Source organism: Demequina sediminis, from assembly GCF_030296675.1.
In the GTDB taxonomy this organism is placed as follows: domain Bacteria; phylum Actinomycetota; class Actinomycetes; order Actinomycetales; family Demequinaceae; genus Demequina; species Demequina sediminis.
The window spans coordinates 1,285,694-1,306,829 of sequence record NZ_AP027736.1; the positions used below are offsets into that span (position 1 = coordinate 1,285,694).

General features: G+C 72.3%; 18 protein-coding genes and 3 pseudogenes. 14 read left to right on the plus strand and 7 right to left on the minus strand.

Annotated elements, in window-relative coordinates; all coding sequences use genetic code 11:
• Positions 1–75: 75 nt before the first annotated feature.
• A complete protein-coding gene (locus QUE44_RS06535; RefSeq protein WP_286216563.1) occupies positions 76–828 on the plus strand; it encodes a DUF1684 domain-containing protein in 753 nt (250 codons plus the stop codon).
• Positions 829–830: 2 nt separating this feature from the next.
• On the opposite strand, the gene QUE44_RS06540 is transcribed toward QUE44_RS06535, so the two are convergent.
• Positions 831–1,322 carry a LysR substrate-binding domain-containing protein gene (locus QUE44_RS06540; protein ID WP_286216565.1) on the minus strand — a complete coding sequence of 164 codons (492 nt, stop codon included), beginning with the start codon at positions 1,320–1,322 and terminating at the stop codon, positions 831–833.
• 98 nt (positions 1,323–1,420) lie between these two features.
• Positions 1,421–1,903 (minus strand): annotated as a pseudogene (locus QUE44_RS14050) (LysR family transcriptional regulator); the annotation flags it as partial.
• Positions 1,904–1,941: 38 nt separating this feature from the next.
• Between QUE44_RS14050 and QUE44_RS06555 the strand changes: the two are divergent.
• The 4 genes from QUE44_RS06555 (at position 1,942) to QUE44_RS06570 (ending at position 5,296) form a co-directional block, all read left to right on the plus strand.
• Positions 1,942–3,069: a MalY/PatB family protein gene (locus QUE44_RS06555; RefSeq protein ID WP_286216569.1), complete on the plus strand. Its 1,128-nt coding sequence runs from the start codon at positions 1,942–1,944 to the stop codon at positions 3,067–3,069.
• A gap of 41 nt (positions 3,070–3,110) precedes the next feature.
• Positions 3,111–4,490, plus strand: a complete 1,380-nt coding sequence (locus QUE44_RS06560; protein WP_286216570.1) for an MFS transporter — start codon at positions 3,111–3,113, stop codon at positions 4,488–4,490.
• A 99-nt stretch (positions 4,491–4,589) separates the two neighbouring features.
• Positions 4,590–4,862, plus strand: coding sequence for a type II toxin-antitoxin system VapB family antitoxin (locus QUE44_RS06565; protein WP_286216571.1), 273 nt, complete (start codon positions 4,590–4,592; stop codon positions 4,860–4,862).
• Positions 4,859–5,296 (plus strand): type II toxin-antitoxin system VapC family toxin, encoded by a 438-nt coding sequence (locus QUE44_RS06570; protein ID WP_286216572.1) that lies wholly within the window; start codon positions 4,859–4,861, stop codon positions 5,294–5,296. Before QUE44_RS06565 ends, QUE44_RS06570 begins: the two co-directional genes overlap by 4 nt.
• Here QUE44_RS06570 and QUE44_RS06575 read toward each other — a convergent pair.
• Positions 5,268–5,660 (minus strand): ribonuclease E inhibitor RraB, encoded by a 393-nt coding sequence (locus QUE44_RS06575; RefSeq protein WP_286216574.1) that lies wholly within the window; start codon positions 5,658–5,660, stop codon positions 5,268–5,270. The genes QUE44_RS06570 and QUE44_RS06575 overlap by 29 nt on opposite strands.
• 152 nt (positions 5,661–5,812) lie before the next feature.
• Between QUE44_RS06575 and QUE44_RS06580 the strand changes: the two genes are divergently transcribed.
• Both QUE44_RS06580 and QUE44_RS06585 read left to right on the plus strand, forming a co-directional pair.
• Positions 5,813–5,983, plus strand: coding sequence for a DUF8730 family Cys-rich protein (locus QUE44_RS06580; protein WP_286216575.1), 171 nt, complete (start codon positions 5,813–5,815; stop codon positions 5,981–5,983).
• 157 nt (positions 5,984–6,140) lie between these two features.
• The gene (locus tag QUE44_RS06585) at positions 6,141–6,365 is read left to right on the plus strand and encodes a TM2 domain-containing protein (RefSeq protein WP_286216577.1); all 225 of its coding nucleotides are present in this window, start codon (positions 6,141–6,143) and stop codon (positions 6,363–6,365) included.
• Positions 6,366–6,552: 187 nt separating this feature from the next.
• Here the strand turns inward: QUE44_RS06585 and QUE44_RS06590 are convergent, their stop codons facing one another.
• The 3 genes from QUE44_RS06590 to QUE44_RS06600 form a co-directional block, all read right to left on the minus strand.
• The gene (locus QUE44_RS06590; protein ID WP_286216579.1) at positions 6,553–8,061 is read right to left on the minus strand and encodes a type III PLP-dependent enzyme domain-containing protein; all 1,509 of its coding nucleotides are present in this window, start codon (positions 8,059–8,061) and stop codon (positions 6,553–6,555) included.
• A 114-nt stretch (positions 8,062–8,175) separates the two neighbouring features.
• Positions 8,176–9,711, minus strand: coding sequence for an FAD/NAD(P)-binding protein (locus QUE44_RS06595; protein WP_286216581.1), 1,536 nt, complete (start codon positions 9,709–9,711; stop codon positions 8,176–8,178).
• On the minus strand, positions 9,704–10,753 hold the full coding sequence (locus QUE44_RS06600) for a pyridoxal-phosphate dependent enzyme (RefSeq protein ID WP_286216582.1): 1,050 nt from the start codon (positions 10,751–10,753) through the stop codon (positions 9,704–9,706). The genes QUE44_RS06595 and QUE44_RS06600 overlap by 8 nt, the downstream gene beginning before the upstream one ends.
• 355 nt (positions 10,754–11,108) lie before the next feature.
• Here QUE44_RS06600 and QUE44_RS06605 point away from each other — a divergent pair.
• The 5 genes and pseudogenes from QUE44_RS06605 to QUE44_RS06625 all read left to right on the plus strand — a co-directional run bounded on the left by QUE44_RS06605 (position 11,109) and on the right by QUE44_RS06625 (position 15,910).
• Positions 11,109–12,211 (plus strand): annotated as a pseudogene (locus QUE44_RS06605) (arginine deiminase).
• A 70-nt stretch (positions 12,212–12,281) separates the two neighbouring features.
• Positions 12,282–12,920, plus strand: a complete 639-nt coding sequence (locus QUE44_RS06610; RefSeq protein WP_286216583.1) for a biliverdin-producing heme oxygenase — start codon at positions 12,282–12,284, stop codon at positions 12,918–12,920.
• A gap of 211 nt (positions 12,921–13,131) precedes the next feature.
• Positions 13,132–14,067: a heme/hemin ABC transporter substrate-binding protein gene (locus QUE44_RS06615; RefSeq protein ID WP_286216584.1), complete on the plus strand. Its 936-nt coding sequence runs from the start codon at positions 13,132–13,134 to the stop codon at positions 14,065–14,067.
• Between the two features lie 5 nt (positions 14,068–14,072).
• Positions 14,073–15,137, plus strand: a complete 1,065-nt coding sequence (locus QUE44_RS06620) for a FecCD family ABC transporter permease (protein WP_425558025.1) — start codon at positions 14,073–14,075, stop codon at positions 15,135–15,137.
• Positions 15,134–15,910 (plus strand): heme ABC transporter ATP-binding protein, encoded by a 777-nt coding sequence (locus tag QUE44_RS06625; protein WP_286216585.1) that lies wholly within the window; start codon positions 15,134–15,136, stop codon positions 15,908–15,910. The genes QUE44_RS06620 and QUE44_RS06625 overlap by 4 nt, the downstream gene beginning before the upstream one ends.
• 303 nt (positions 15,911–16,213) lie before the next feature.
• On the opposite strand, the gene QUE44_RS06630 is transcribed toward QUE44_RS06625, so the two are convergent.
• On the minus strand, positions 16,214–19,075 hold the full coding sequence (locus tag QUE44_RS06630; RefSeq protein WP_286216586.1) for an HtaA domain-containing protein: 2,862 nt from the start codon (positions 19,073–19,075) through the stop codon (positions 16,214–16,216).
• Positions 19,076–19,594: 519 nt separating this feature from the next.
• Here QUE44_RS06630 and QUE44_RS14055 point away from each other — a divergent pair.
• Positions 19,595–20,056, plus strand: a pseudogene (locus QUE44_RS14055) (alpha/beta-hydrolase N-terminal domain-containing protein); the annotation flags it as partial.
• Positions 20,057–20,106: 50 nt separating this feature from the next.
• On the plus strand, positions 20,107–21,132 hold the full coding sequence (locus QUE44_RS06635) for an alpha/beta-hydrolase family protein (protein WP_286216587.1): 1,026 nt from the start codon (positions 20,107–20,109) through the stop codon (positions 21,130–21,132).
• Positions 21,133–21,136 lie beyond the last annotated feature (4 nt).

Sequence of the window (21,136 nt, forward strand, 5' to 3'; positions counted from 1 at the left end):
CCTTCCAGTTTCAATCACATGACCCAATGTTTCGATTGTGTAAGGAATCGCGACCTGGACCGCCAGAATGTCCGCATGAGCGACGCACCCGAGCAGTTCCGCGACGAGCACCGCGACTGGACCACCACCCGCGACCGCGCGGCCTGGGGCCCCGCGGGCCTCGCCGCGCTTGCCTCGATGGCGTGGCTAGACGCGACGCCGCGCGCGCATGAGGGCATCCCGGGCACGTGGGCGGCGATCGGCTCGGGCCCCGCCGGAGGCGTGGCGGTGGGCACTCTCGACCGCGAGAGCGTCGCGCTCGCGCCGGGCGAGGAGGCACGCCACGGCACACTCACGCTGCGCGCGTTCGCCCGCGACGGGGAGATCTCGATCCGCGTCCTCGACCCCGCGCGCGCCACGGGCCCGGCAGCCGGGGCCATCGACCGCTACCCGTACGACGCGGCCCTGCGCGTCCCGGGCACGTTCGAGGAGCGCGCGACGGCGCCCGTCGAGACCCTCGCGGTCGACGGACACCGCTCGACGACCCGCTACGCCGGGGTCGTGACATGCGAGGTGGGCGGCACGCCGGTCGAGCTGTGGGTGCACCGCGACGGCGGCGACCTCTTCGCGGCCTTCTCCGACTCGACCGCTGACCCCGCGCGCTACGCGTTCCGCATGCTGCGCGTCCCGGCACCCGCCGGCTCGGGACCGGTCACGGTCGACCTCAACCGCGCGTACCTCCCGCCCAGCCGCTTCTCTCCGCACTACGTGTGCGTGACGCCCCCGCCGGCCAACCGCTGGACGGTACCGGTCCGTGCGGGCGAGCGGGGCATCGTCCCCTCCGCCTAGCGCTACCGCGCCGCCACCCGGGCGCGCTGGGCCGTGACCTGCGCGCGCTGCGCGGCAGCAATGGTGGCGCCCGCCTCCGCGAGCGCGGCGAGCGTCTCCCTCACGCCGGGCACCTTGAGCAGGGCCTCGCTCGCGACCGCCTTGACCACGCGCGTCACCACCGGGGAGACCGGGCGTAGCGCGACCGTGTCCTCGGGCCGCGCCGCGTCGAGCATGAGGTCCGTGACCAGGGCCACCCCCAGTCCGGCGCCGACGAGCCGCAACAGCGCGACGTAGTCGTCCGTCTCGAAGCCCAGGTGCGGGGCGAAGCCCCAGCGCCGCGTGATGCCGAGCAGATGAGCGCGGCACACGGGACAGCCGGCGATCCACGTCTCGTCGCGCAACTCGGGCAGGGGAATGCGCGCCTGCGCGGCCCGCACGTGCGAGCGCGGGATCGCGAGGTGGACCTCCTCCTCGACGAGCGTGAGCGCGAGCTCCCCGGCTCGAGGGTCCACGGCACGTCCTCCGGGGCGTCGTCGGCGGTGCCGTCGACCCGCCACTCGTAGATGACCGCGAGGTCGCACTCGCCGCGCCGCAGCATCGCGAGCGCCTCGGCGGTCTCGGCCTCGCGCAGCGTGAACCCCAGGTCCGGGTGCGCCTCGCGCATCGACACGAACGCGCGCGGCAGGATCGTCGCCGCGGCGGACGGGAAGCTCACGAGGCGCAACGTGCCGCCGTGCAGGCCCGCGATCGCGGCGATCTCGGACTCGGCGCGCGAGGCCGAGTCGAGGATCTGACGCGCGTGGCCCGCGAGCACGCGCCCGGCCTCGGTGAGCCGGAAGCCGCCGGGAGTGCGCAGCGCAACCGCGGTGCCGAGCCGACGCTCGAGAGTGCGCAGCTGCTGGCTCGCGGCGGGCTGAGACACGCCCACGGCGCGGGCGGCGGCGGTGAGCGAGCCCTCGTCGTCGATCGCGACCAGCAAGGCTAGGTGACGAAGGTCGATCATCCTCGCATCATAAGTTCGACTTATGCCATCGCCAACACACTGGGCCTTGCCCCTATGGACGGGCGGTGGGACGGTCGGTACCGACGGCATCGTCACCCCCGACCCCACCCAGCCCACCGGAGCAGGACATGACCGCACCGCTCGATCACGCCACCCGCAAGTGGTCCGTGCCCGCCGGGGTCGTGGGCGCGGGCATCGCGGAGTCCGACCTGGGCACCGCGCCGGTCATCACGGAGGCGCTCCACCACGCGATCGACTCGGGCTTGCTCACGTACCTGCCGGACTCCGCCGACAGCGCCGCGCGCGAAGCCTTCGCCGGCTTCGCGGCGCGCCGCTACGGCTGGGACGTCGACACGGACGCGGTCGCGACCATCCCAGACGTGCTCACCGGCCTCACGCTCGCCCTGACTCACCTCGTGCGACCCGGCGCGGTGGTGCTGCCCACCCCGGCATATGCGAACTTCTTCCCGACCCTCGCGGGGAGCGGCCGCGAGGTCATCGAGGTGCCCAGCCGCGGCAGGGGCCACGGCTTCGCGCTCGACCTCGACGCGATCGAGTCCGCGCTCGCGCGCGGCGCGGCGGCCGTGGTGCTGTGCCATCCCCACAACCCGACGGGGACCGTCGCGGACCGCGCGACGCTCGTCGCGCTGGCCGCCATGGCGGAGCACCACGGCGCACGCGTGTTCTCCGACGAGATCCACGCGCCGGTGGTCTACGACGGCGCGCGCCACGTGCCCTTCGCGAGCGTGTCCACCTCCGCCGCGCACGTGGCCATCACGGCGACCTCCGCGTCCAAGGGCTGGAACGTGCCGGGCCTCAAGGCGGCGCAGCTGGTCCTCACGAACCCGGCGGACCGCGGCGTGATCGCCGCGCGCGCCCTCGCGCCGGTGCACGCGGGCTCGGTCCTCGGAGCCGTCGCGGCCGCGCATGCGTACTCCCCCGACGGCGAGCGCTGGCTCGACGCGACGGTTACGACGCTGGAGGGCAACCGGGATCGGCTGGCCACCGCGCTGACCACCCTTCCCACCCGGCCGTTGAGCGTGCTGCCGGCGGCGACGTATCTCGCATGGCTCGAGATCGGATGCACCCCGGAGCCGGACTCGTGCGGCGCGGCACGACTGCGGCGTGCGGGACTCGCCACCACGCCCGGAGAGGCGTGCGGGTCCGGCTACGCGGGCTTCGCCCGCTTCAACTTCGCGCTCCTGCCCGACGTCCTCGACGTCGCGATCGACAGGCTGCTGGACGCGCTCGCATAGCGCGACCCCACCCCGGACCCCACGCGGGCCTAGCCTGGACCATGGCCGCCACCCCGGCATCGTCACGGCTCACCCTCGGGATCGCGGTCCTCGCGAGCTTCGTCGCGTTCCTCGACGGGAGCATCGTCACCGTCGCCCTGCCCGCGATCGTGCGCGACCTGGGCGGAGGCATCTCCCTCCAGCAATGGGTCGTGGACGGCTACCTCATCACGCTCGGCGCGCTGATCCTGGTGGCGGGGTCGCTGTCGGACATGTTCGGCCGCGTGCGGGTGCTGCGCGCGGGACTCCTCGGTTTCGGCGTGACGTCCCTGGTGATCGCGCTCGCACCGAGCGGCGCCGTGCTGATCGCCGCGCGCCTCCTGCAGGGGGTCGCGGGCGCGCTCCTGGTGCCCAGCAGCCTCGCGCTCATCATGAGCACGTTCACGGGGCCCGCGCAGGCGAGGGCGATCGGCACGTGGACGGGCGCCACGACCGCGGCCTTCGTCGCGGGACCGCTGCTCGGCGGCCTGCTCACGGACCTCGCGAGCTGGCGGTGGGCCTTCGCGATCAACGTGCTGCCCATCGCGGTCACGCTCGCCATGATCGCCGCGCTCGGCCGCGCCGGCTATCGCGACACGACACGCGAGGGCGCGCGCGTGGACCTGTGGAGCGCTGCCCTGTGTGCCGGCGGACTCGGCGCCGCGGTCTTCGCGCTCATCGAGCAGCCTCACCTGGGCTGGGGTCACCCGGCCATCTGGGGCGGCGCGTTACTCGGGATCGGCGCGCTCGCGGCGTTCCTGGTGCGCCAGTCCCGCTCCGCGGATCCGATGCTCCCGCTGTCGCTGTTCCGCGCCCGCAACTTCGCATGGGGCAACGCCGCGACCTGGCTCATCTACGGCGCGCTGTCCCTCAACGGCTTCATCGTGGGCGTGTATCTCCAAGACGGCGCCGGGCTCTCCGCCACGGCCGCGGGCCTCGCGTCGCTGCCGGCGACCGTGCTGCTCATCCTGGGCAGCTCTCGCGTGGGCGCGTGGGGAGGGCGGCTGGGGCCCCGCGCGTTCATGACTGCGGGCCCGCTCACTATGGCGCTCGGCTCGTTCATGCTGCTGGCCGTGAGCGACGACTTCGACTACTGGACACAGGCACTGCCCGGGCTGGTCGTGTTCGGCGCGGGGTTGACGCTGACGGTCGCGCCGCTCACGAGCGCGATCCTGGGCGCGATCGAGACCTCACGCTCGGGCATCGCGAGCGCGGTCAACAACGCCGTGGCACGCATCGCGGGCCTGGTCGCCGTCGCCCTCCTGGGCACGATCGTAGGCGGACAGCTCGACCTCGCGGGCTTCCACCGCGCGACGGTGGTGACGGGCGTCCTGCTCGTCGCGGGCGGGCTCGTGTCGTGGGTGGGCATCAGGAACGATGCCGGGGTCACCGCCCCGCGATGAGCGCCTCGAGCGGCATGATCGCCGCGGAGTCTCGCACGCCCCGGGCCCGACGAGAACGTGAGGGTAGACGCTCTACCTGCCTCCATCTACCCTGGACACATGAGCCTCAACATCAAGAACGCGACGACCGTGAGCCTGGTCAGAGAGCTCGCCGAGCGCACGAACCAGACGCAGACGAGTGCGATCGAGAACGCAGTGCGCGCGGCGCTCGCCGAGCTCGACACCAAGGCGACGCACGACCAAGGCGCCGCACGGCTCGACCGCGCGCGTGCGGTGCTCGCCGAGATCGACGCGAGCCTGACCGACGAGGACCGAGCCGACCTCAAGCGGGCAGAGGCCACGATGTACGACAACGCTGGACTCTTCGCGTGATCCTCGACACCTCGGCCATCATCGCCATCATCGCGAATGAGCCCGCGCGCGAGCGCCTCACCCACGCGCTCGCCGCCGCGCCAGCGCGCCGTGTCAGCGCGGCGACACTCGTCGAGATCGATGCCGTCACCACGCGGCGCGACGACGGCTCGCTCTCCCGCAGGGCACACCGCCTGCTGCGGGCCTTCGAGGTCGAGACCGTGCCATTCGACGCCACCCAGGCCGCGATCGCGGCTCGCGCGTATCGCGAGTATGGGCGCGGCACGGGCCACGCGGCTGCGCTCAACCTTGGAGACTGCTTCTCCTACGCCCTCGCTCTCCACCTCGACGAGCCCTTGCTGTTCGTCGGCGACGACTTCCCCGCACGGACGTACAGCAAGCCCTCGCTCAGTGAGCCCGCCGACGCTACGTCGCGTCCTTCTCCTCCGAAGTGAGCAGCCCCGCCCAGCCCTCGTAGTCCCCGCCGTGGCGCGCGGCGATGTCCTCGCACAGGTCAACCGTGTCGCGCAGGACGTTGGGCACCAAGGGCGCGTTGTACCGGCGCACGAAGATCATCCACTCGGGGATGTCGTGCGACGGCTCGACCAGCTCGTGGGTGACGCGCGCGGAGCGCAGCTCGTCGGCGGCCGCCTTGGCCCTCACGTCGGACGTGAACGAGAGGAAGAACTCGGACTCCCGCGGAGCCTCCGGGACGCCGCCGCGGGCCGCGAGCGCCGCCAGCTGCTCGGCATCGTCGCTCCACAGCCCGTGGGGCTCCACCCGCTTGCGACCGCCAAACACCTTCGTGAGAAAACCCATAGGCTCACGCTAACCCGGGCGACCCGGGACCCCGCGCCGCGCTTCGACTTGACAGATACCCCCAGGGGTATGCAGACTAGTCAGCGAGCGGCCGGCAACACCCCCTTCAGCCGGCCGCATCATCCGAAACGAACCAACAGAGGAGAACGAGCATGTGCTCTCGCATCACCTGCAACCAGTGCGGCAAGGCCACGTGGACCGGCTGCGGCCAGCACATCGACCAGGCGCTCGCCGGCGTCGCCCAGGACCAGCGCTGCACGTGCGACCAGTCCTCGAGCAACGGCTCGTTCGGGTCGATTTTCTCGAACATCTTCTCGCGCTAAACGCGAGCGGGGCACGGGTCTGCCGTGCTCCTTCTGGGGAGAGGCCCCGTCGCACCCACCCGGTGCGGCGGGACCTTCGCCATGCCCGGGCGCACCGCGCGGCTCCGACTAGGCTCGAGGGAGAGTTCCTCGCCGCACCCTTCCACCGGAGAACGCCATGAACGCCGCACCGCTGCCCCTCAAAGACACGGCCATCACCTACATCCTCTGGTTCTTCCTCGGGATCCTGGGCGTGCACCACTTCTACATGGGCAAAATCGGCCGCGGGATCCTGTGGCTGCTCACGGCCGGACTGTTCGGCATCGGCTGGCTGGTCGACCTGTTCACCATCCCGTCGCAGGTGCGCACCGTCAATGCGCGCCGCATGATGGGCATGAAGTAGGACGCGCCGAGCTGTCAGCCGCACCTCTCACGACTCCCCCAGGCCGCTCCTAGCGGACTCCCAGGCTCGAGCGATGTGCTGGAGCCATGGAACCTCGACGACGACTCCTCAGCATCGCCGCGGCATCGGCCGCCCTCGCACTCGCCATCGCGGGGTGCGCCCCTGTCTCCGCGGAGGCCGCCCCGGTTCACGGCATCGGACCCCACGGGACGTCCCCCGTCGCACTGGCCGCACCGGTCGCCCCCACCGCGTCAATCCCGTCTCGCACCCACGCGGACTCGGACCCCGGACTCGAGCCCGACGCAGCCTGAGGCCGCCGTTTCACCACGGTCGCCGCGAGCGGCAGCTGATGAGACGCGCTCTCGAGGATGTGCATGAGGTAGCCGCCCGTGTTGACGAAGGCCGCGATGTCCCCGCGGGCCACGCCGTCGGGGAAGCACAGCCTCCTGCGAAGCAGCAGCTCCTCCTCGACGCAGTACGCCCCCACCAGGAAGCCCTCGAACGGCTCTGAGGTGTCCCTGGTGTCCGCCGGCCGGACCCAGCGCGGGTCCACCAGGAAGTCGGCGGACGTCGACCGGACCTGCGTGCGATTCATGTGCAGGCCGACCAGCGGGACGCCGTCGCTCGTGGACTTGCGAAAGGCCACCGAGGCCAAGGTGAGCCCGCACCCATCGAGCACCGACCTCCCCGGCTCGCACCTGAGCTCGAGACCCCTCGCCGCCAGTTCGCGCGCGACGGTGGATCCCTCCCCTGCCGGGGCAGCGAGCACGTCCCTCAGCCACTCGCCGCGCACCCGCTCCTGCCAGTACGGATACACGCTCGCGGAGGGCCGGTCGGCGCGCGGATCCTGGAGCCCCAGCCGGTCGCCGCGCCACGTCAGCACTTCCTCGCGGTCGCCCTCCAGGGCCTCCCAGAAGCGGCGCCACTGCTCGCGGTCCTCGAGGTAGCGCATCGGCACCCCGCCTCCCATGTCGATGAACGCGATCGCGTGCCCGCGGGATCGCAACGCGTCCGTCCACGTGAGCGCCTCGCGCAGCACGATGGCGCGCTCGCGCGCGCTGTACCCGTTGAGGTGGAAGTGGATGCCCTCGAGGCGCAGCGGGGTGCCGCCTCCGCCCGCCTCGCCCACCACGCGGTCCCAGTCGCGTGCCGTCATCCCGAAGCGCGTGGGCGCAATCGCGGGATCGGACGAGGCCAGCCTCGGCGCGACCCGCGCCGTCACGCCCCGTGCGCGAGCGATGCTCGCGACGTCCTCCGCCTCATCCGCGTTGTCGAGGCTCACCAGCACCCCGGCCGCGAGCGCCGCCTCGATCAGCGCGGTCGACTTCACGGCGGCCGTGAGGATCATGTCGTCCGCCGCGAACCCCACGTCGAGGCACTGCGTGAGCTCTGCGAGCGACGCCACATCAATGCCGAGCCCCACGCGCCGGGCCTCGTGCACCAGCCCCAGCGCCTTGTTCGCCTTGCGCGCCACGTACACCCCGAGCCGCACACCCTCGGAAGCCGCGGCCTCCACGAGCTCGGCCGCGTTGCGCCCCAGCGGCGCGAAATCGAGCACGTTGACCGGCGAGCCGTACTCCTCGATGAGCGCGGCGCACCGTTCCGGGTGCGCGAGCAGCTCCTCCATCCACGGCTCGGTGCGCCCCGTCAGCGGGGTCAGTCCCGCGACCGCGTCCGCCGTCACTGCCTCACCCATAGCTGCGTTCCCTTCGTGTCTCGCTCCAGGCTCGCTCGTCCCACTCGCGCGCGATCCTGGCCGCCCATCGCCGGGTGTCCCCGTGAAGGGCACGCTGCAGCGAGTCGTGCCCGATCACCACGTCCTCCGTAGGCCGGCCCAGCGCGTAGAGCCCGGGTGTCTGACGCCCGTCCGCGCCGACACACGCGCCATCGGGCGCCGTGAACACCCCCGCTCTCCCGCGCGCACGGTCACGTCGCCCCGGCGGAGCAGACCCTCCCACGGCGCCCACGGCATCGGCCCCTCTGCGCCCGCATCCCATGGACGCGGCGCGCTCAGCACCCCTGGTCCCCGCGTAAAGGCGTCGAGTGTGACCGCGCCGGGTGGGATCAGGGCGAGCGCGGGAACGATGCCGAGGAGGCCGGCCTCCCTCAGGGCCAGCAGGCGCCGATGCGTCTCGAGCGGCGGGCCGAATGCCCACCTCTCGAGTCGGGCCGCACGGGCTCGCCAGCGTGGCCACGTGTCGGCGTCGCGAGGAGCGCGCTCGAGGGAGCGCACGACGTCCTGGTAGCCCGCCGACCAGGCGCGCCCCCACCACCATGCGGGGTCGGCGTCGACGTCGCCCTCGGCACGGCGCACGTCACGCTCCCACCTCTCGCCGGGGTCGGCCGCGCCCTCGCGGGCGCGCCCGTCAGCCGCGACCGCGCCGGTCGTGGCGTCGAGCACGTCCCACAGGGCCGCATGCTCGAGGCGGACCCCCGCGGCCCGCGCCGCGGCGACGGCGGCATCGGCAAGAACGCCCCACCACGCGTCGTCGGGCGTCGCGCTCGCTCCCCACCGCCTCGTCTGCTCAATGACGGCGCGCGCGAGCGTCGCGGCAACGGCGGCAGGCTTGGGCAGCATCGGCTCCCCCGACCGCGCGACGAGCGTGACCGACGCGGGCTCGCGACCACCAGGGAGGTAGCGCCGCCCCGACGGCCGCGCAGCGTCCTCGATCCATGCTCCCCCTCGCGCCGCCGTGAGGTCCATCACCACGTCGAATGCGGTCAGCGCGGCACCGCGCACCACGACATCGGCGCCGGGTGCGGGGCCCCGGTCGGGGTCGGCCAGCCGCGCGTGATCCATCCCCACACCACCCGCGTGCCCGGTCGCGAGCAGCACGCGCGGCGCCGTGACGGGCACGTCCGGTGGCCCCTCCGGAGTGACCGTCTCGCAGCTCCACCTGTCTCCGTCGCGCACCACGTCGGTGACCCGCACGCGGCGGCTCGCGAGGGCCATGCGCGGCGACTCGCGCAGGCGCTCCCACGCCCAGGCCAGGTAGCGGCCCGCCGTCGCGCGCGGTGGGTAGCGGTCGAGCGTGGGGTCCCGGAGGGCGCCGTTCGCGGCCAGCCACTCGACGAACGTGAGGGGCACCGACGGACACGTGAGATCGACGATTCCCGCGTCGACATTCATGCGCAGATGCACCCCCTGCGCGGGATCCCACACCGCACCCGGGCCGGGAGTCGCGGGGTCGAGCACGCACACCCGCGGCGGGACGCGGGTCGCGTCCGGCGAGGACTGCGCGAGCTCGTGGTCGAGGTCGGCGAGCGCGCGCAGCGCCTGCGGACCCGCACCCACCATGACCAGGTCGGCGTCGGCAGGCGCGCGGTCCGAGGACGCGTTACCCACGGCGGCGCGCGTCGCCCGCCACAAACGGGTTGGCGGCATCGAGCGGTCCGAGGGCCTCATCCGCGTCGGCGATCTCGGCGCGCACCCACGCCTCGTTGTAGACGGTCGGCAGATACGCGCTGCCGCTGTCGTGGATAAGCATTGCGACCGTGTCGCACAGCGACAGCTCCGGAAGGTCGCGGCCGATCGCGGCGACGATCGCTCCGGACGATGCCCCCGCGAGCAGTCCCTCGCGCCGCGCGAGGAGGCGGCAACCGCGAACCATGGCGGCCTCGCTCACGCGGCGCACATGGTCGGGGCGGGCGTGGCGCGAGAGCTCGGTCTCGAAGCCCGCCCCCAGGCCGGGCAGCTTGCGCTCCGCGATCACGCCGCCAAACAGCGCGGATCCTTCGGCGTCCACGCCGACAAGTTCGGTGGCCCATCCCTCGCGCTCGATCGCCTGCTGGCATCCGAGCAGCGTGCCGGTGGTGCTCATCGCGACATACAGCCGCGACGGCGGGGCCCCCAGCGACGCGACGAGCTCGGGCATGGTCGAGGTCGCGTGCGCGGCAGGATTGTCCGGGTTGCCGTACTGCTGCGTGGTGACGGCGGTGGGATCCTCCGCCAGGAGATCGGCGACGCGCTCGACGCGGGCACGCAGGCGGTTCCCGTCCTGCGGCGTCTCGACGCGCTCGACACGTGCGCCATAGGCCTGCATGGTCTGGCACGCGGCCGCGTTGGCCCGCGCATCGACCACGGCGATGAAGCCGTAGCCGCGCTGGGCGCATTGACGCGCGAGCGCCATCCCCAGGTTGCCCGAGGTGGACTCGACCACCGTGCCGCCCGGCACGAGCCTGCCGTCGCGGATCAGGCCGTCGAGAAGCGAGCGCGCGGTGCGCTCCTTGGTGCTTCCCGAGAGCTGGAGCTGGTCAAGCTTGGCAAAGACGGGCACGCCTGAGCCCGGAAAGAGCTTGTCCAGCCGGGTCACGGGCGTGGGCAGATAGCCGCCGTGCACGGTGCCAGCGGGAGACGTGAGAACGGGTGCGTTGTGATGATGCGTCATCGCTGCGAGCCTTCCTGGTCGAGTGGTACCTGGAGTCGGCAGTCGCGAGTCGGGTCCCTCAAAACCTGGCCACGCTGTCCTTGGGTGCCAACGGGTGGGGACCGGGAGGCATTCCCCGCGGAACCCTCCGCGCCGCGGCCGGGAGGAGCGCATCGGCATCCTGCTACCGTCGAATCACCCGGCAGGAAGGCACTCGCGGACCATGACCGAGATTCAGGCACCGCCGCTCACGGCACCGCGCTACGGCGTGCACAGCGAGGTAGGTCGACTCCGCACGGTCCTCACGTGCGCGCCCGGCCTCGCCCACCATCGGCTCACGCCGTCCAACTGCCATGACCTTCTCTTCGACGACGTCATGTGGGTCGAGAACGCCCAGCGGGACCATGCCGGATTCGTGTCGCTCATGAGGGAGCGCGGCATCGAGGTGCTCGAACTGCACTCGCTTCTCGCGGAGGTCCTCGCTCTCCCCACGCTCGCGCGTGGCTTCTCGATCGCAAGATCACTCCCGCGGAGGTGGGGCTGGGCCTGGCCGCGGACATTCGCGCCTACCTCGACCAGATGGACTCGCTCGAGCTTGCGCGGCACCTGATCGGCGGGCTGTCGACGCACGACCTGCCTCACGAGATCTCGCCGCCGGGATTCCTCCTGGTGCGCGAGGAGTCCGGCATGCGGGACTACCTGCTCCCGCCGCTGCCCAACACGCTCTTCACGCGCGACACGACGTCGTGGGTGTACGGAGGCGTCACCCTCAACCCCCTGTACTGGCAGGCGCGCCACGCCGAGACCCTGCTGATGAAGGCCGTCTACGCCTTCCACCCCGACTTCGGCGACGCGGTCAACGTGTGGTGGGGCGACCCCGAGCTGCCCAACGGACTCGCGACGCTCGAGGGCGGGGACGTCATGCCGATCGGCGGCGGCACTGTCGTCATCGGGATGTCCGAGCGCTCGAGCCGGCAGGCGATCACGCAGCTCGCCATGGAGCTGTTCATCCGCGAGGGCGCGGACCGCGTGATCGTCGCCAAGATGCCGCGGCTGCGCTCCGCGATGCACCTGGACACGGTCTTCACCATGGCCGATCGCGACCTCTGCACGGTCTTTCCAGGGATCATCGACGAGATCGAGACGTTCACGATCCGCGAGGCCCCCGCCCCCGTGTTCCTCGACGTGCGGCGCGAGGAGCGGCCGTTTGTCGACGTGGTCGCGGACGCGCTGGGCGTCGACATGCGAGTGATCGCGACGGGCGGCGACCGCTACGCCTCGGAGCGCCAGCAGTGGGACTCGGGCAACAATCTGCTCGCGCTTGAGCCGGGAGTGGTGGTCGCCTACGACCGCAACACCCACACCAACGAGGAACTGCGCGCCGCGGGCGTCGAGGTGCTTGAGATCGTGGGCGCGGAGCTGGGCCGCGGCCGCGGGGGCGCCCACTGCATGACGCAACCGCTGCTGCGGGAGGCGTAGTGCACCGTGCCCTCGCCTCCGAAATAATTACGCAACCACACCGTCACGAAATGTGGCTAGACTCTCGCCCATGACCGAGCCCTCCCCGCTCTCCGCCCGTATTCGTGAGGCCACCGCGCTCGAGCACAAGGCCGCCGAGACCCGCGGCTTCATCACGCGACTCATGGACGGCGAGTTCGATCTGGCCACGTACACGCGCTACCTCATCCAGTACGCGCACGTCTACCGCGCCCTCGAGTCGCGCATTCCGCAGCCCGGCGATCCGGCCTTCATCAACGACACCCGGCTCGACCGCTTCCCCGCGATCGCGAGCGACCTCAGCCGCCTCGGCGCGAGCGACTGGGACAACCACGCTCCCCTGCCCGCCACCGAGGCCTACGTGTCGCACCTCGAGTCCATCCCCGCGGCGGACGTGGCGCGCTATCTCGCGCACCACTACACGCGCTACCTGGGCGACCTCTCGGGCGGCCAGGCGATCGGCGCGCTGATGGCGCGTCACTACGGCGCAACCCCCGACCAGCTCGCCTTCTACCGCTTCGACGCGCTCGAGTCGGGGCCGCGCTTCAAGAACGAGTACCGGGCCTCGCTCGACGCCCTCGACTTCACTCCCGAGCAGGAGGACGTGTTCGTCGCGGAGTCCCTCGCCGCATTCCGCTTCAACGGCGCCATCTTCGACGCCCTCGGCGAGTCCGTGGGGGCGGCCGTCTGATGCGTCGCACCCTCGCGGCCCTCGCGGCCGCGGCCCTCCTCGTCGCGGGCGCCGCCGGGTGTGCGGGACCCGCCGCCTCGCAGTCTGCCGGAACGCAGGCGCCGTCCTCGCTCGCCGGGTCGGGAACGACCGCCCCCTCGCCGGACGCCGCCCCCTCGAGGGCATCGTCCCTCTCGAGGATCCCGCCTCCTACCAGGGACCTTCCACCGCGGTGCTGAGTGCGGCAACCATCACCCCGGTCGCGGATCCCACGCCCGACTTGCCCGCGACCGTGACCTCGCACGCGCCCGACGGCGATCAGGAGGTCACCGTGACCTCGGTCGACCGCGTGGTCGCGATGGACATCTCGGGCTCGATCGCGGGCACCGTGTGGGGGCTCGGGCTGGGCGCATCGCTCGTCGGGCGCGACATCGCCGCGGACTTCCCCGGCACCGAGGACGTCCCGGTGGTGACCGGCGCGTCGCACAGCGTCAACGTCGAGGCCATCCTCGCTCTCGAGCCCACGCTGGTCCTTACGGACGGGTCGATCGGCCCACGCCGCGCGGTCACGCAACTCGCCGACGCGGGCATCACCGTGGTCTTCCTCGACAACCAGGCGAGCTTCAACGGCGCCGCTCAGCTCGCGCGCGACGTCGCCGCCGCCCTCGGAGTGGACGATGCCGGGGAGACGCTCGCGCAGAGCATCCTCGCTGACGTCGAGGACACCGCGGCGGCCATCGCGGCGATCGCGCCGGCGACGCCGCTGCGCATGGCGTTCGTGTACCTGCGCGGCAGCGCCGACGTCTACTACCTCTTCGGCGAGGACTCGGGGGCGGACCACCTGTTCGAGGCGCTCGGCGGAGTCGACGCGGGCTCCGAGGCGGGAATCAAGGGCGAGCAGCCCATGACGGACGAGGCGATGATCGCGATGGATCCGGACGTGATCTTCGTGATGTCGTCGGGGCTTGAGTCGGTGGGCGGCGTCGACGGGCTGCTCGCGTCCAAGCCCGCCGTCGCGCTCACGACCGCGGGCCAGAACCGCCGCTTCGTGGACATGGACGACTCCCTGGTGCTGTCCTTCGGCCCGCGCTCCGCGGACATCCTCGAGGCCCTCGCGGTGGCCGTCTACGCGCCCATGGACTCGGGCGCCGCGGCCGCGTCCTCGTGACGTCCGTGCGCGCGACCGGCCGCCTGCGCGCGTGGCTGGGCGGCACCCCGCACTGGGTCACGTTCCTCGTGCTCGCGGTCGCGCTGGTGGCATCCGCGCTGGTCTCGGCCGCGGTAGGCCAGTTGGGCGTGACCTTGACCGATGTCGTGGGCACGCTGCTCGCGGGCGCCGGGATCGACACAGCGTGGGCTCCGGCGGACGACATCACCGCGCAGGCGCTGTGGCAGATCCGCTTTCCTCGCGTCGCGATGAGCATCCTCGTGGGCACCGCGCTCGCGCTCGGCGGCGCGGCCATGCAGGCCGTGTTCGGCAACCCCCTCGCCGAGCCCGGCGTGGTCGGCGTCTCTTCCGGTGCCGCTCTCGGTGCCGCGACGGTGATCGTCACCGGCGCGACCGTGGGCGTCCTCGGGACCGCCGCCGCGGCCTTCGTCGGCGGGGTGCTCACCACGATCCTCGTCTACGTCATGGCACGTGCGAACGGCCGCACCGAGGTGGTCACCCTGCTCCTCACCGGAATCGCCGTGCAGGCGTTCGCCGGCGCGGGGCTCGCCTTCGCCGTGTTCTCCTCGAATACCTCCGCGCGCGAGCAGATCGTGTTCTGGCAGCTCGGATCGCTCAACGGCGCGCGGTGGACCGAGGTCGCGCTGGTCGCGGTCCTCACGCTCGCCGGTCTCGCGGCGCTGCTCGGGTGGGCGCGACAGTTCGACCTGCTCGCCCTGGGCGAGCGCACGGCGGGGCACCTGGGCGTCAGGGTCGAGCGGCTGCGCGCGCTGTCGATCGTCGTGATCGCGGTGCTGACCGCGGGCGCGGTCGCGTTCGCCGGGATCATCGCGTTCGTGGGCCTCGTGGTCCCGCACCTCATGCGCCTGTTGCTGGGGCCGAGCCACCGCGGGCTGCTGGTCGCCTCGGCACTCGGCGGCGGCGTGCTGCTGTGCGTCGCGGACATCGCCGCGCGGACGCTCGTCACGGGCGCCGACCTGCCGATCGGCATGCTCACCTCGCTGATCGGCGGACCGTTCTTCTTCTACCTGCTGCGTCGCGCGCGCTCGAGCCAGGGAGGGTGGGCATGACCGCGCTCGAGGCCCGGTCCGTGTCCTACGCGGCGCCGGGCGGCGCCATCCTCGTGGACGACGTCACGCTGACCGCCCCCTACGGCCACCTCCTCGCGCTGCTGGGCCCTAACGGCGCGGGCAAGTCGACGCTCCTGGGACTGCTCTCGGGCGACCTCACGCCGTCGCGCGGGTCGATCGATCTGGACGGCCGCCCGCTGCGCGCGTGGCGCGCGCCCGACCTGGCGAGGCGCCGCGCGGTGCTCACGCAGGCGAACGCGATGGCCTTCTCCTTCCGCGTCCACGAGGTGGTCAAGATGGGGCGCCACCCGTGGGCGGCGACCTCGACCGACGAGGACGATGCCCGCCACGTCGACGCCGCGCTGGCCGCGATGGACGTGGCGCACCTGCGCGACCGCGTGTTCCCCTCGCTGTCCGGCGGAGAGAAGGCGCGTGTGTCGCTGGCCAGGGTGCTCGCCCAGGACACGCCGGTGGTGATGCTCGACGAGCCCACCGCGGCGCTCGACCTGCGCCACCAGGAGGACGTCATGACGACGGCGCGCGCGCTCGCGGACGCGGGCCGCGCGGTGGTGGTCGTGGTGCACGACCTCGCTCTTGCTGCGGCCCATGCGGACTCGATCGCGGTGATGTCCCGCGCGCGGCTGGTCGCTCACGGCTCGCCCGCTGAGGTCGTGACGCCCGAGCTGGTCGAGGACGTCTACGGCATCGCCGTGCACGTGGTCGAGGGCCCCGAGGGCGCCCCGCTCGTGGTGCCCAAGCGCGGCAGGGACTGACTCGCACCCACGCCCACCAGGCGACCCACTCCACGCGCCGCACCCCGCGCACCCCCGCGCACCCCACCCCGCGCACCCCACCCCGCGCACCCCACCCCGCCGCTTAGTGCAGAGGATTTTGCGATTTCCGAGGCTGTTTCGAGCTTCGCGCATAGCGTGGTGCGATTCACCCAGGCCGGAGCGGGTCGCCACCTGCAGATCTGATGCGCTCAACCCGATCTCGGCCTCGAAATCGCACCAGGCGCTGCGCGAAGCGGCCGAGCGTCCACCTGAGAGCGGGTCGCCACCCGCACATCTGACCCGCTACGCGCGCCGGCGCCCCACCACGTAGCCTCCGCCAGCGGCGGCGAGCACCGCGGCGGCCGCCACGGCCCACCACACCGCGGCTGGGGTGGTCGACGTCGGCTCGGCGGCCGCGTCAATGACCGTGTCGCTCGTCGCGAGCGGCTCGGCGGATGGCGATGACACCGGCTCCGGCGCGACCTCGGCGCCCGCGAGCGCGAGGATGCAGCCGTCGTCGGAGGACACGGTCGCGCTGAGCGGTGCGAGCTCCTCACCCTCGCCATAGGTACCAAAGTCCGCGGAACCCGCGGCGGTCAGCACTACCGGCACCTCCTCGAGCGTCACCGTGGAACCCTCGCCCGTCACGGATCCGGCCGCGAGATCGAGCTCGCCCAGCCGTACCTGGGTCACCGAGACCTCGGCACCCTCCTGAGTCGTAGTCACCAGGTCCGCGAGGACGTAGTCACCGTCCGCCGAGAACTCGAGCGTGGGGTTCGCGAGCGTCGTGTCGAGCACTCCCCCGTGCCCCGTGAAGCGCACGGAGCCGCCGGCAGTCACGGTCCCGACCGCGAGCTCGGGGTCCACCGCGCCGCCGGTCACCGGCCACACGAACGTGTAGCCCAGATCCTCCACACCGCCGGCGACCTCCCACGTTCCATTCGCGATCGACGAGTCGATGTACGCGAGGAAGGAGTCCTTGAACGCCCACTCGATCTCACCGCCGGAGGCGAGACACATGCCCGGCTGCGCCGCACGCTCCGGGATGTCGAGAGCGATGCCGTAGCGCGCCCCCGAGGACGCGCCCACGAAGACGAGGTCGTGCGCGCCCGAGTACGAGGCGGGAATCGCCCCGGTCCAGGACACGGCGCCACGCGCGTCCGCCTCGAGCGTCGCGAGCACGACAGGATCGGAGTACAGCACCACGCTGACCTCCTCGCCCGACTCGAAGCCCTCGACGTCGAGGGTCACGAGCCCTCCGCGCTGAAGCAGCTCAAGCGTCGCGGCGTCGACAGCGAGCTCCTCGAACTCGCCCGCCTCGGGCGTTGCGTCCTCGGTCGCGGACGCCGACCCGGCCGTCGCCACCTGCGCCGAGGCGGTGGGCCGCTCGGCCGCGGTGGCCGCGGCACCGAAGGTCACCGTCACGGCATCCATCACGGCGCCCGCCGGGTAGAAGCCGCTGCCGTTGTAGGAGAAGACCCTCGCGCCCGCGGAGGTCAGCGTCGCGGGGGCGCCGCTGATGGTCACCGCGCCGCCTCGCGTGCTGCGCGTTCCCGCGGCCACGTCGACGGTCGCGATCGCCGTCGACGTGCCGTTGACGGTCATCACGAGCGAGGCGCGGCCGGCGCCCTCAAGCGTCACGCGCGGGTTGGCCATCGTGACGTCGAGGATCCCGCCGTGGCCGACGAACCGGACCGCCCCGTCGTAGCGCGCGGTGCCCGTGCCCGAGACCGGGTTCGCGTTGCCGCCGTCCTGAAGGAAGACGAACCGGCCGTCGCTGTACGCCGCTCCGGACGACACGGTAATGCTGCCGCGGGCGATGGGTCCCGTCACGTAGGACCGGAACGCCTGCTTGACGCCCCACTCCAGGCGACCCACCGCGAGATCCGTGGAGCCGTGGGCGGGCGCGCTGGGAGTGGGCTTCGGAGCGGGCTGGGACGGCGTGCCGCCACCCGTCCCGCCCCCGTCGCCTCCGGAGCCACCATCACCTCCACCATCGCCGCCCGACCCACCGTCGCCGCCGCCGTCGCCTCCGGACCCACCGTCGCCGTCGACGACGGCCGCGGTGAAGGTCACGGGCGCGAGCACCGTTCCCGCCGCATAGAAGCCGCTGCCCTGGTACGCGAACACCGCGGTGCCATCGACCGTGAGCGTCGCCGGCACTCCGGCCCAGGTCACGGTGTCGGCGTCCTGCGTGCGTGCGGCGGCCGCCAGGTCCAGGCGCGCCATCACGAGTCGCTCGCCGTCCACCTCGACGGACAGGTACCCGGTCGAGCCGTCGATCACCTCGACACGCGGCGCGTCGAACGTCGCATCGAGCTCCCCCGCGTGCCCCGTGAAGCGCACCGCACCGCCGTAGCTGGCGGTGCCGGTGAGGTCCTCTCCCAGCGCCGATGCCGTGGCGGCAAACGTAAACGTGTCGCCTTCGCGCGTCGCGCCTCCGGCGACCTCGATCGCGCCGTGCGCGATGGGACCCTCGACGTACGAGACGAAGGACTCCTTGACGCCCCAGTTCAGTTCTCCCGTGACCCCGGGCGTCGGCGTCGGGGCCGGCGAGGGCGACCCCGACGGCTCGGGCGACGGCTCGGGCTCCGACCCGCCGTCCTCGGCGAGCGCGATCGTGAACGTCGCGGGGTCCATCGCGGTGCCCGCCGGATAGAAGCCCTCGAGCGCGTCCGATCCGGCCTGCGTCAGGCTCACGGGCGCTCCCGTGTACGTCGCGGCGCCATCGGCCTCCGCGTACGCCGCGCCCGCCAGGTCCAGGGTCGCGACGTCCGTGGCGACGCCGTTGACCACCACGGTCAGCGTCGCGGCGGCCTCCCCAGCGATCCTCACGACGGGATCGGCGAAGGTGAGGTCGAGCACGCCCTCGTGTCCCGTGAAGGTGACCGCGCCGGCAAACTCCGCGGCGGCATCGTCCCCACCGGCGGCGGCGAAGCCGAAGCCGCCCTCGACCTCGACGGCCGGCGCGCTCACGGAGATCTGTCCGCGCGCTTTGGGGCCCACCACGTAGTCGCGGAAGCTCTGCTTGACGCCCCACACGAGGCCCGAGGCGGGGGTCGAATCGGCGGCCGCAGCAGGAACGATCCCCGCGGACAGCGTGATCAGTGCGGCGGCGACGACGGCGGCGAAACGGCGGGGCGCGGTGAGGAGACGTGACGACACCCCCGCACTCTACGGTCCCCGGCGCGATAAACGCAACGCGGCCGTCACGAAATTGCCGCGGGGCAAAGAGAGGTGCGGACACGCCATTGTGTCCGCACCCTCCGACGCTAGCGAAGATCCGGGCCCAAGGGCCCAAAGTTATCGAATAGTTGCAGTGCCAGCGCTTACATTCACCCGCGGGGGACGATGCGCAACGGCGCGTCCGCGCACCCCCTCCTCCGCTACAGTCCAGGGGGAAGAGGGGTGACGCTCATGACGGGTACCGCCACGCGCGCGACAGAGTCCGCCGACAGGCCGGCACAGCACAAGCCGAGCGACCGCAGGGCACGCACCATCGCCGGCTCGCGCCAGGCCCGCCGCGAGGCCCGCCCGGGCTATCGCCGCCCACCGGGCATCTTCGAGCCCAGCTTCTCCGCTGTCGGACTGGTCCTGGGCGCCTTCTTCATCGCCGTCTCCCTCGAGCCCTCGCTGCTGCCGCGCATCCCCGTGGTGCAGGGCGTCGCGTCGGGCGTGTCCTTCATGGTCGGCTACGGGCTCGGCGCGGGCGGTCACGCGGTGTGGAACTACCTCCACGTGCCCAACCTGCAGGGCCGCGCGCGGAGCATCGTCGCGTGGACGCTGCTAGGGATCATCGGGCTCAGCCTGTCGCTGTCCGTGTGGCGCTGGGTGGGATGGCAGAACGAGATTCGCCGGACCTTCGGCATGGAGGAGCTCGACCCCACGGCGTGGCCGGTTGTGATCGGGGTCGGTGCCCTCGTCGCGGCGCTGGTGCTCGCGGTCTCCCGCTCGCTGCGTGCCGCGTTCCGCTGGGCGGAGAACCTGCTCGACCGCTGGCTGCCCCGCCGCCTAGCCGTGGCCCTCGCGGTAGCCGGCATGCTGCTGCTCCTGTGGCTGCTGGTCTCCGGCCTGCTCGTGCGCGGCTTCTTCGCTGGCGCCAACGCGGTGTTCTCGGTGCGCGACGGGGAGGACCACGCCGGCGTCGAGCAGGTGACGTCCGAGTTGCGGTCGGGCGGGCCCGAGTCCGCGGTCGCGTGGGGGAGCTGGGTCGCCAGGGCCGCAGCTTCGTCTCCTCCGGCCCCACCGTCGAGGAACTCGAGAGCTACGGCGGCGACGGCGCCCTCGAGCCCATCCGCGCCTACGTGGGCCTCAAGTCGGCCGACACCCTCGAGGAGCGCGCGCAGCTCCTCCTCGACGAGCTCGTCCGCATGGGGGCCTTCGACCGCCGGGTGCTCGTGCTGGGGACCACGACCGGCACCGGCTTCCTCGAGCCCAATGCGGTCGACTCCCTCGAGTTCCTCCACCACGGCGACACGGCGATCGCCGGCCTGCAGTACTCCTACCTGCCCAGCTGGATCTCTCTCCTCGCCGACCAGGCTGCGGTACGCCAGACCTCGCAGGTGAGCTTCCGCATCATCCACGACTACTGGCAGGAGCTCCCCGAGGACTCGCGTCCCGAGCTCTACCTCTACGGACTCTCGCTGGGGTCCTTCGGCGTCGAGTCCGTGCTGTCGAGCATCGACATCATCAACGAGCCGATCGACGGCGCGTTCATGTCGGGTCCGCCGTTCGTCAACTACCTCCACAATGAGCTCGAGCGCTCGCGCGACGAGGGATCGCCCGCGTGGATGCCGGTCGTGAGCGACGGCCGCACCGTGCGCTTCACGGGCGAGGAGAACATCCTCGACCAGCCCGGTGCCACCTGGGGGGACACGCGAGTGGTCTACTACCAGCACGGATCCGATCCCGTGGTGTTCTTCACCCCCACCGCCTTCTATCGCGAGCCCGAGTATCTCCAGGGCACGCGTGCGCCCGACGTGTCCCCGCAGATGAACTGGTTCCCGATCATCACGGGCTGGCAGTTGCTGCTCGACATGCCGGGTGCGGGTGCGGTTCCCGAGGGCTTCGGCCACATGTACACCGCGAGCGGCAACCTCGCCGCATGGGCGGCGGTCACGGACCCCGAGGGCTGGACGGCCGCGGACACCGAGCGCCTGGGGGCGGTGCTCGATGAGCGCCGTGAGGAGCAGCTCTCGCTCCTCGAGCAGTTGGGCGAGTAGCGCG

Excerpts from the sequence above, each read along its gene's own strand:
- QUE44_RS06535 (WP_286216563.1), top strand. The coding sequence starts at position 76 with ATGAGCGACGCACCCGAGCAGTTCCGCGACGAGCACCGCGACTGGACC.
- QUE44_RS06555 (WP_286216569.1), top strand. The coding sequence starts at position 1,942 with ATGACCGCACCGCTCGATCACGCCACCCGCAAGTGGTCCGTGCCCGCC.
- QUE44_RS06560 (WP_286216570.1), top strand. The coding sequence starts at position 3,111 with ATGGCCGCCACCCCGGCATCGTCACGGCTCACCCTCGGGATCGCGGTC.
- QUE44_RS06565 (WP_286216571.1), top strand. The coding sequence starts at position 4,590 with ATGAGCCTCAACATCAAGAACGCGACGACCGTGAGCCTGGTCAGAGAG.
- QUE44_RS06575 (WP_286216574.1), bottom strand. The coding sequence starts at position 5,660 with ATGGGTTTTCTCACGAAGGTGTTTGGCGGTCGCAAGCGGGTGGAGCCC.
- QUE44_RS06580 (WP_286216575.1), top strand. The coding sequence starts at position 5,813 with ATGTGCTCTCGCATCACCTGCAACCAGTGCGGCAAGGCCACGTGGACC.
- QUE44_RS06585 (WP_286216577.1), top strand. The coding sequence starts at position 6,141 with ATGAACGCCGCACCGCTGCCCCTCAAAGACACGGCCATCACCTACATC.
- QUE44_RS06590 (WP_286216579.1), bottom strand. The coding sequence starts at position 8,061 with ATGGGTGAGGCAGTGACGGCGGACGCGGTCGCGGGACTGACCCCGCTG.
- QUE44_RS06600 (WP_286216582.1), bottom strand. The coding sequence starts at position 10,753 with ATGACGCATCATCACAACGCACCCGTTCTCACGTCTCCCGCTGGCACC.
- QUE44_RS06610 (WP_286216583.1), top strand. The coding sequence starts at position 12,282 with ATGACCGAGCCCTCCCCGCTCTCCGCCCGTATTCGTGAGGCCACCGCG.
- QUE44_RS06625 (WP_286216585.1), top strand. The coding sequence starts at position 15,134 with ATGACCGCGCTCGAGGCCCGGTCCGTGTCCTACGCGGCGCCGGGCGGC.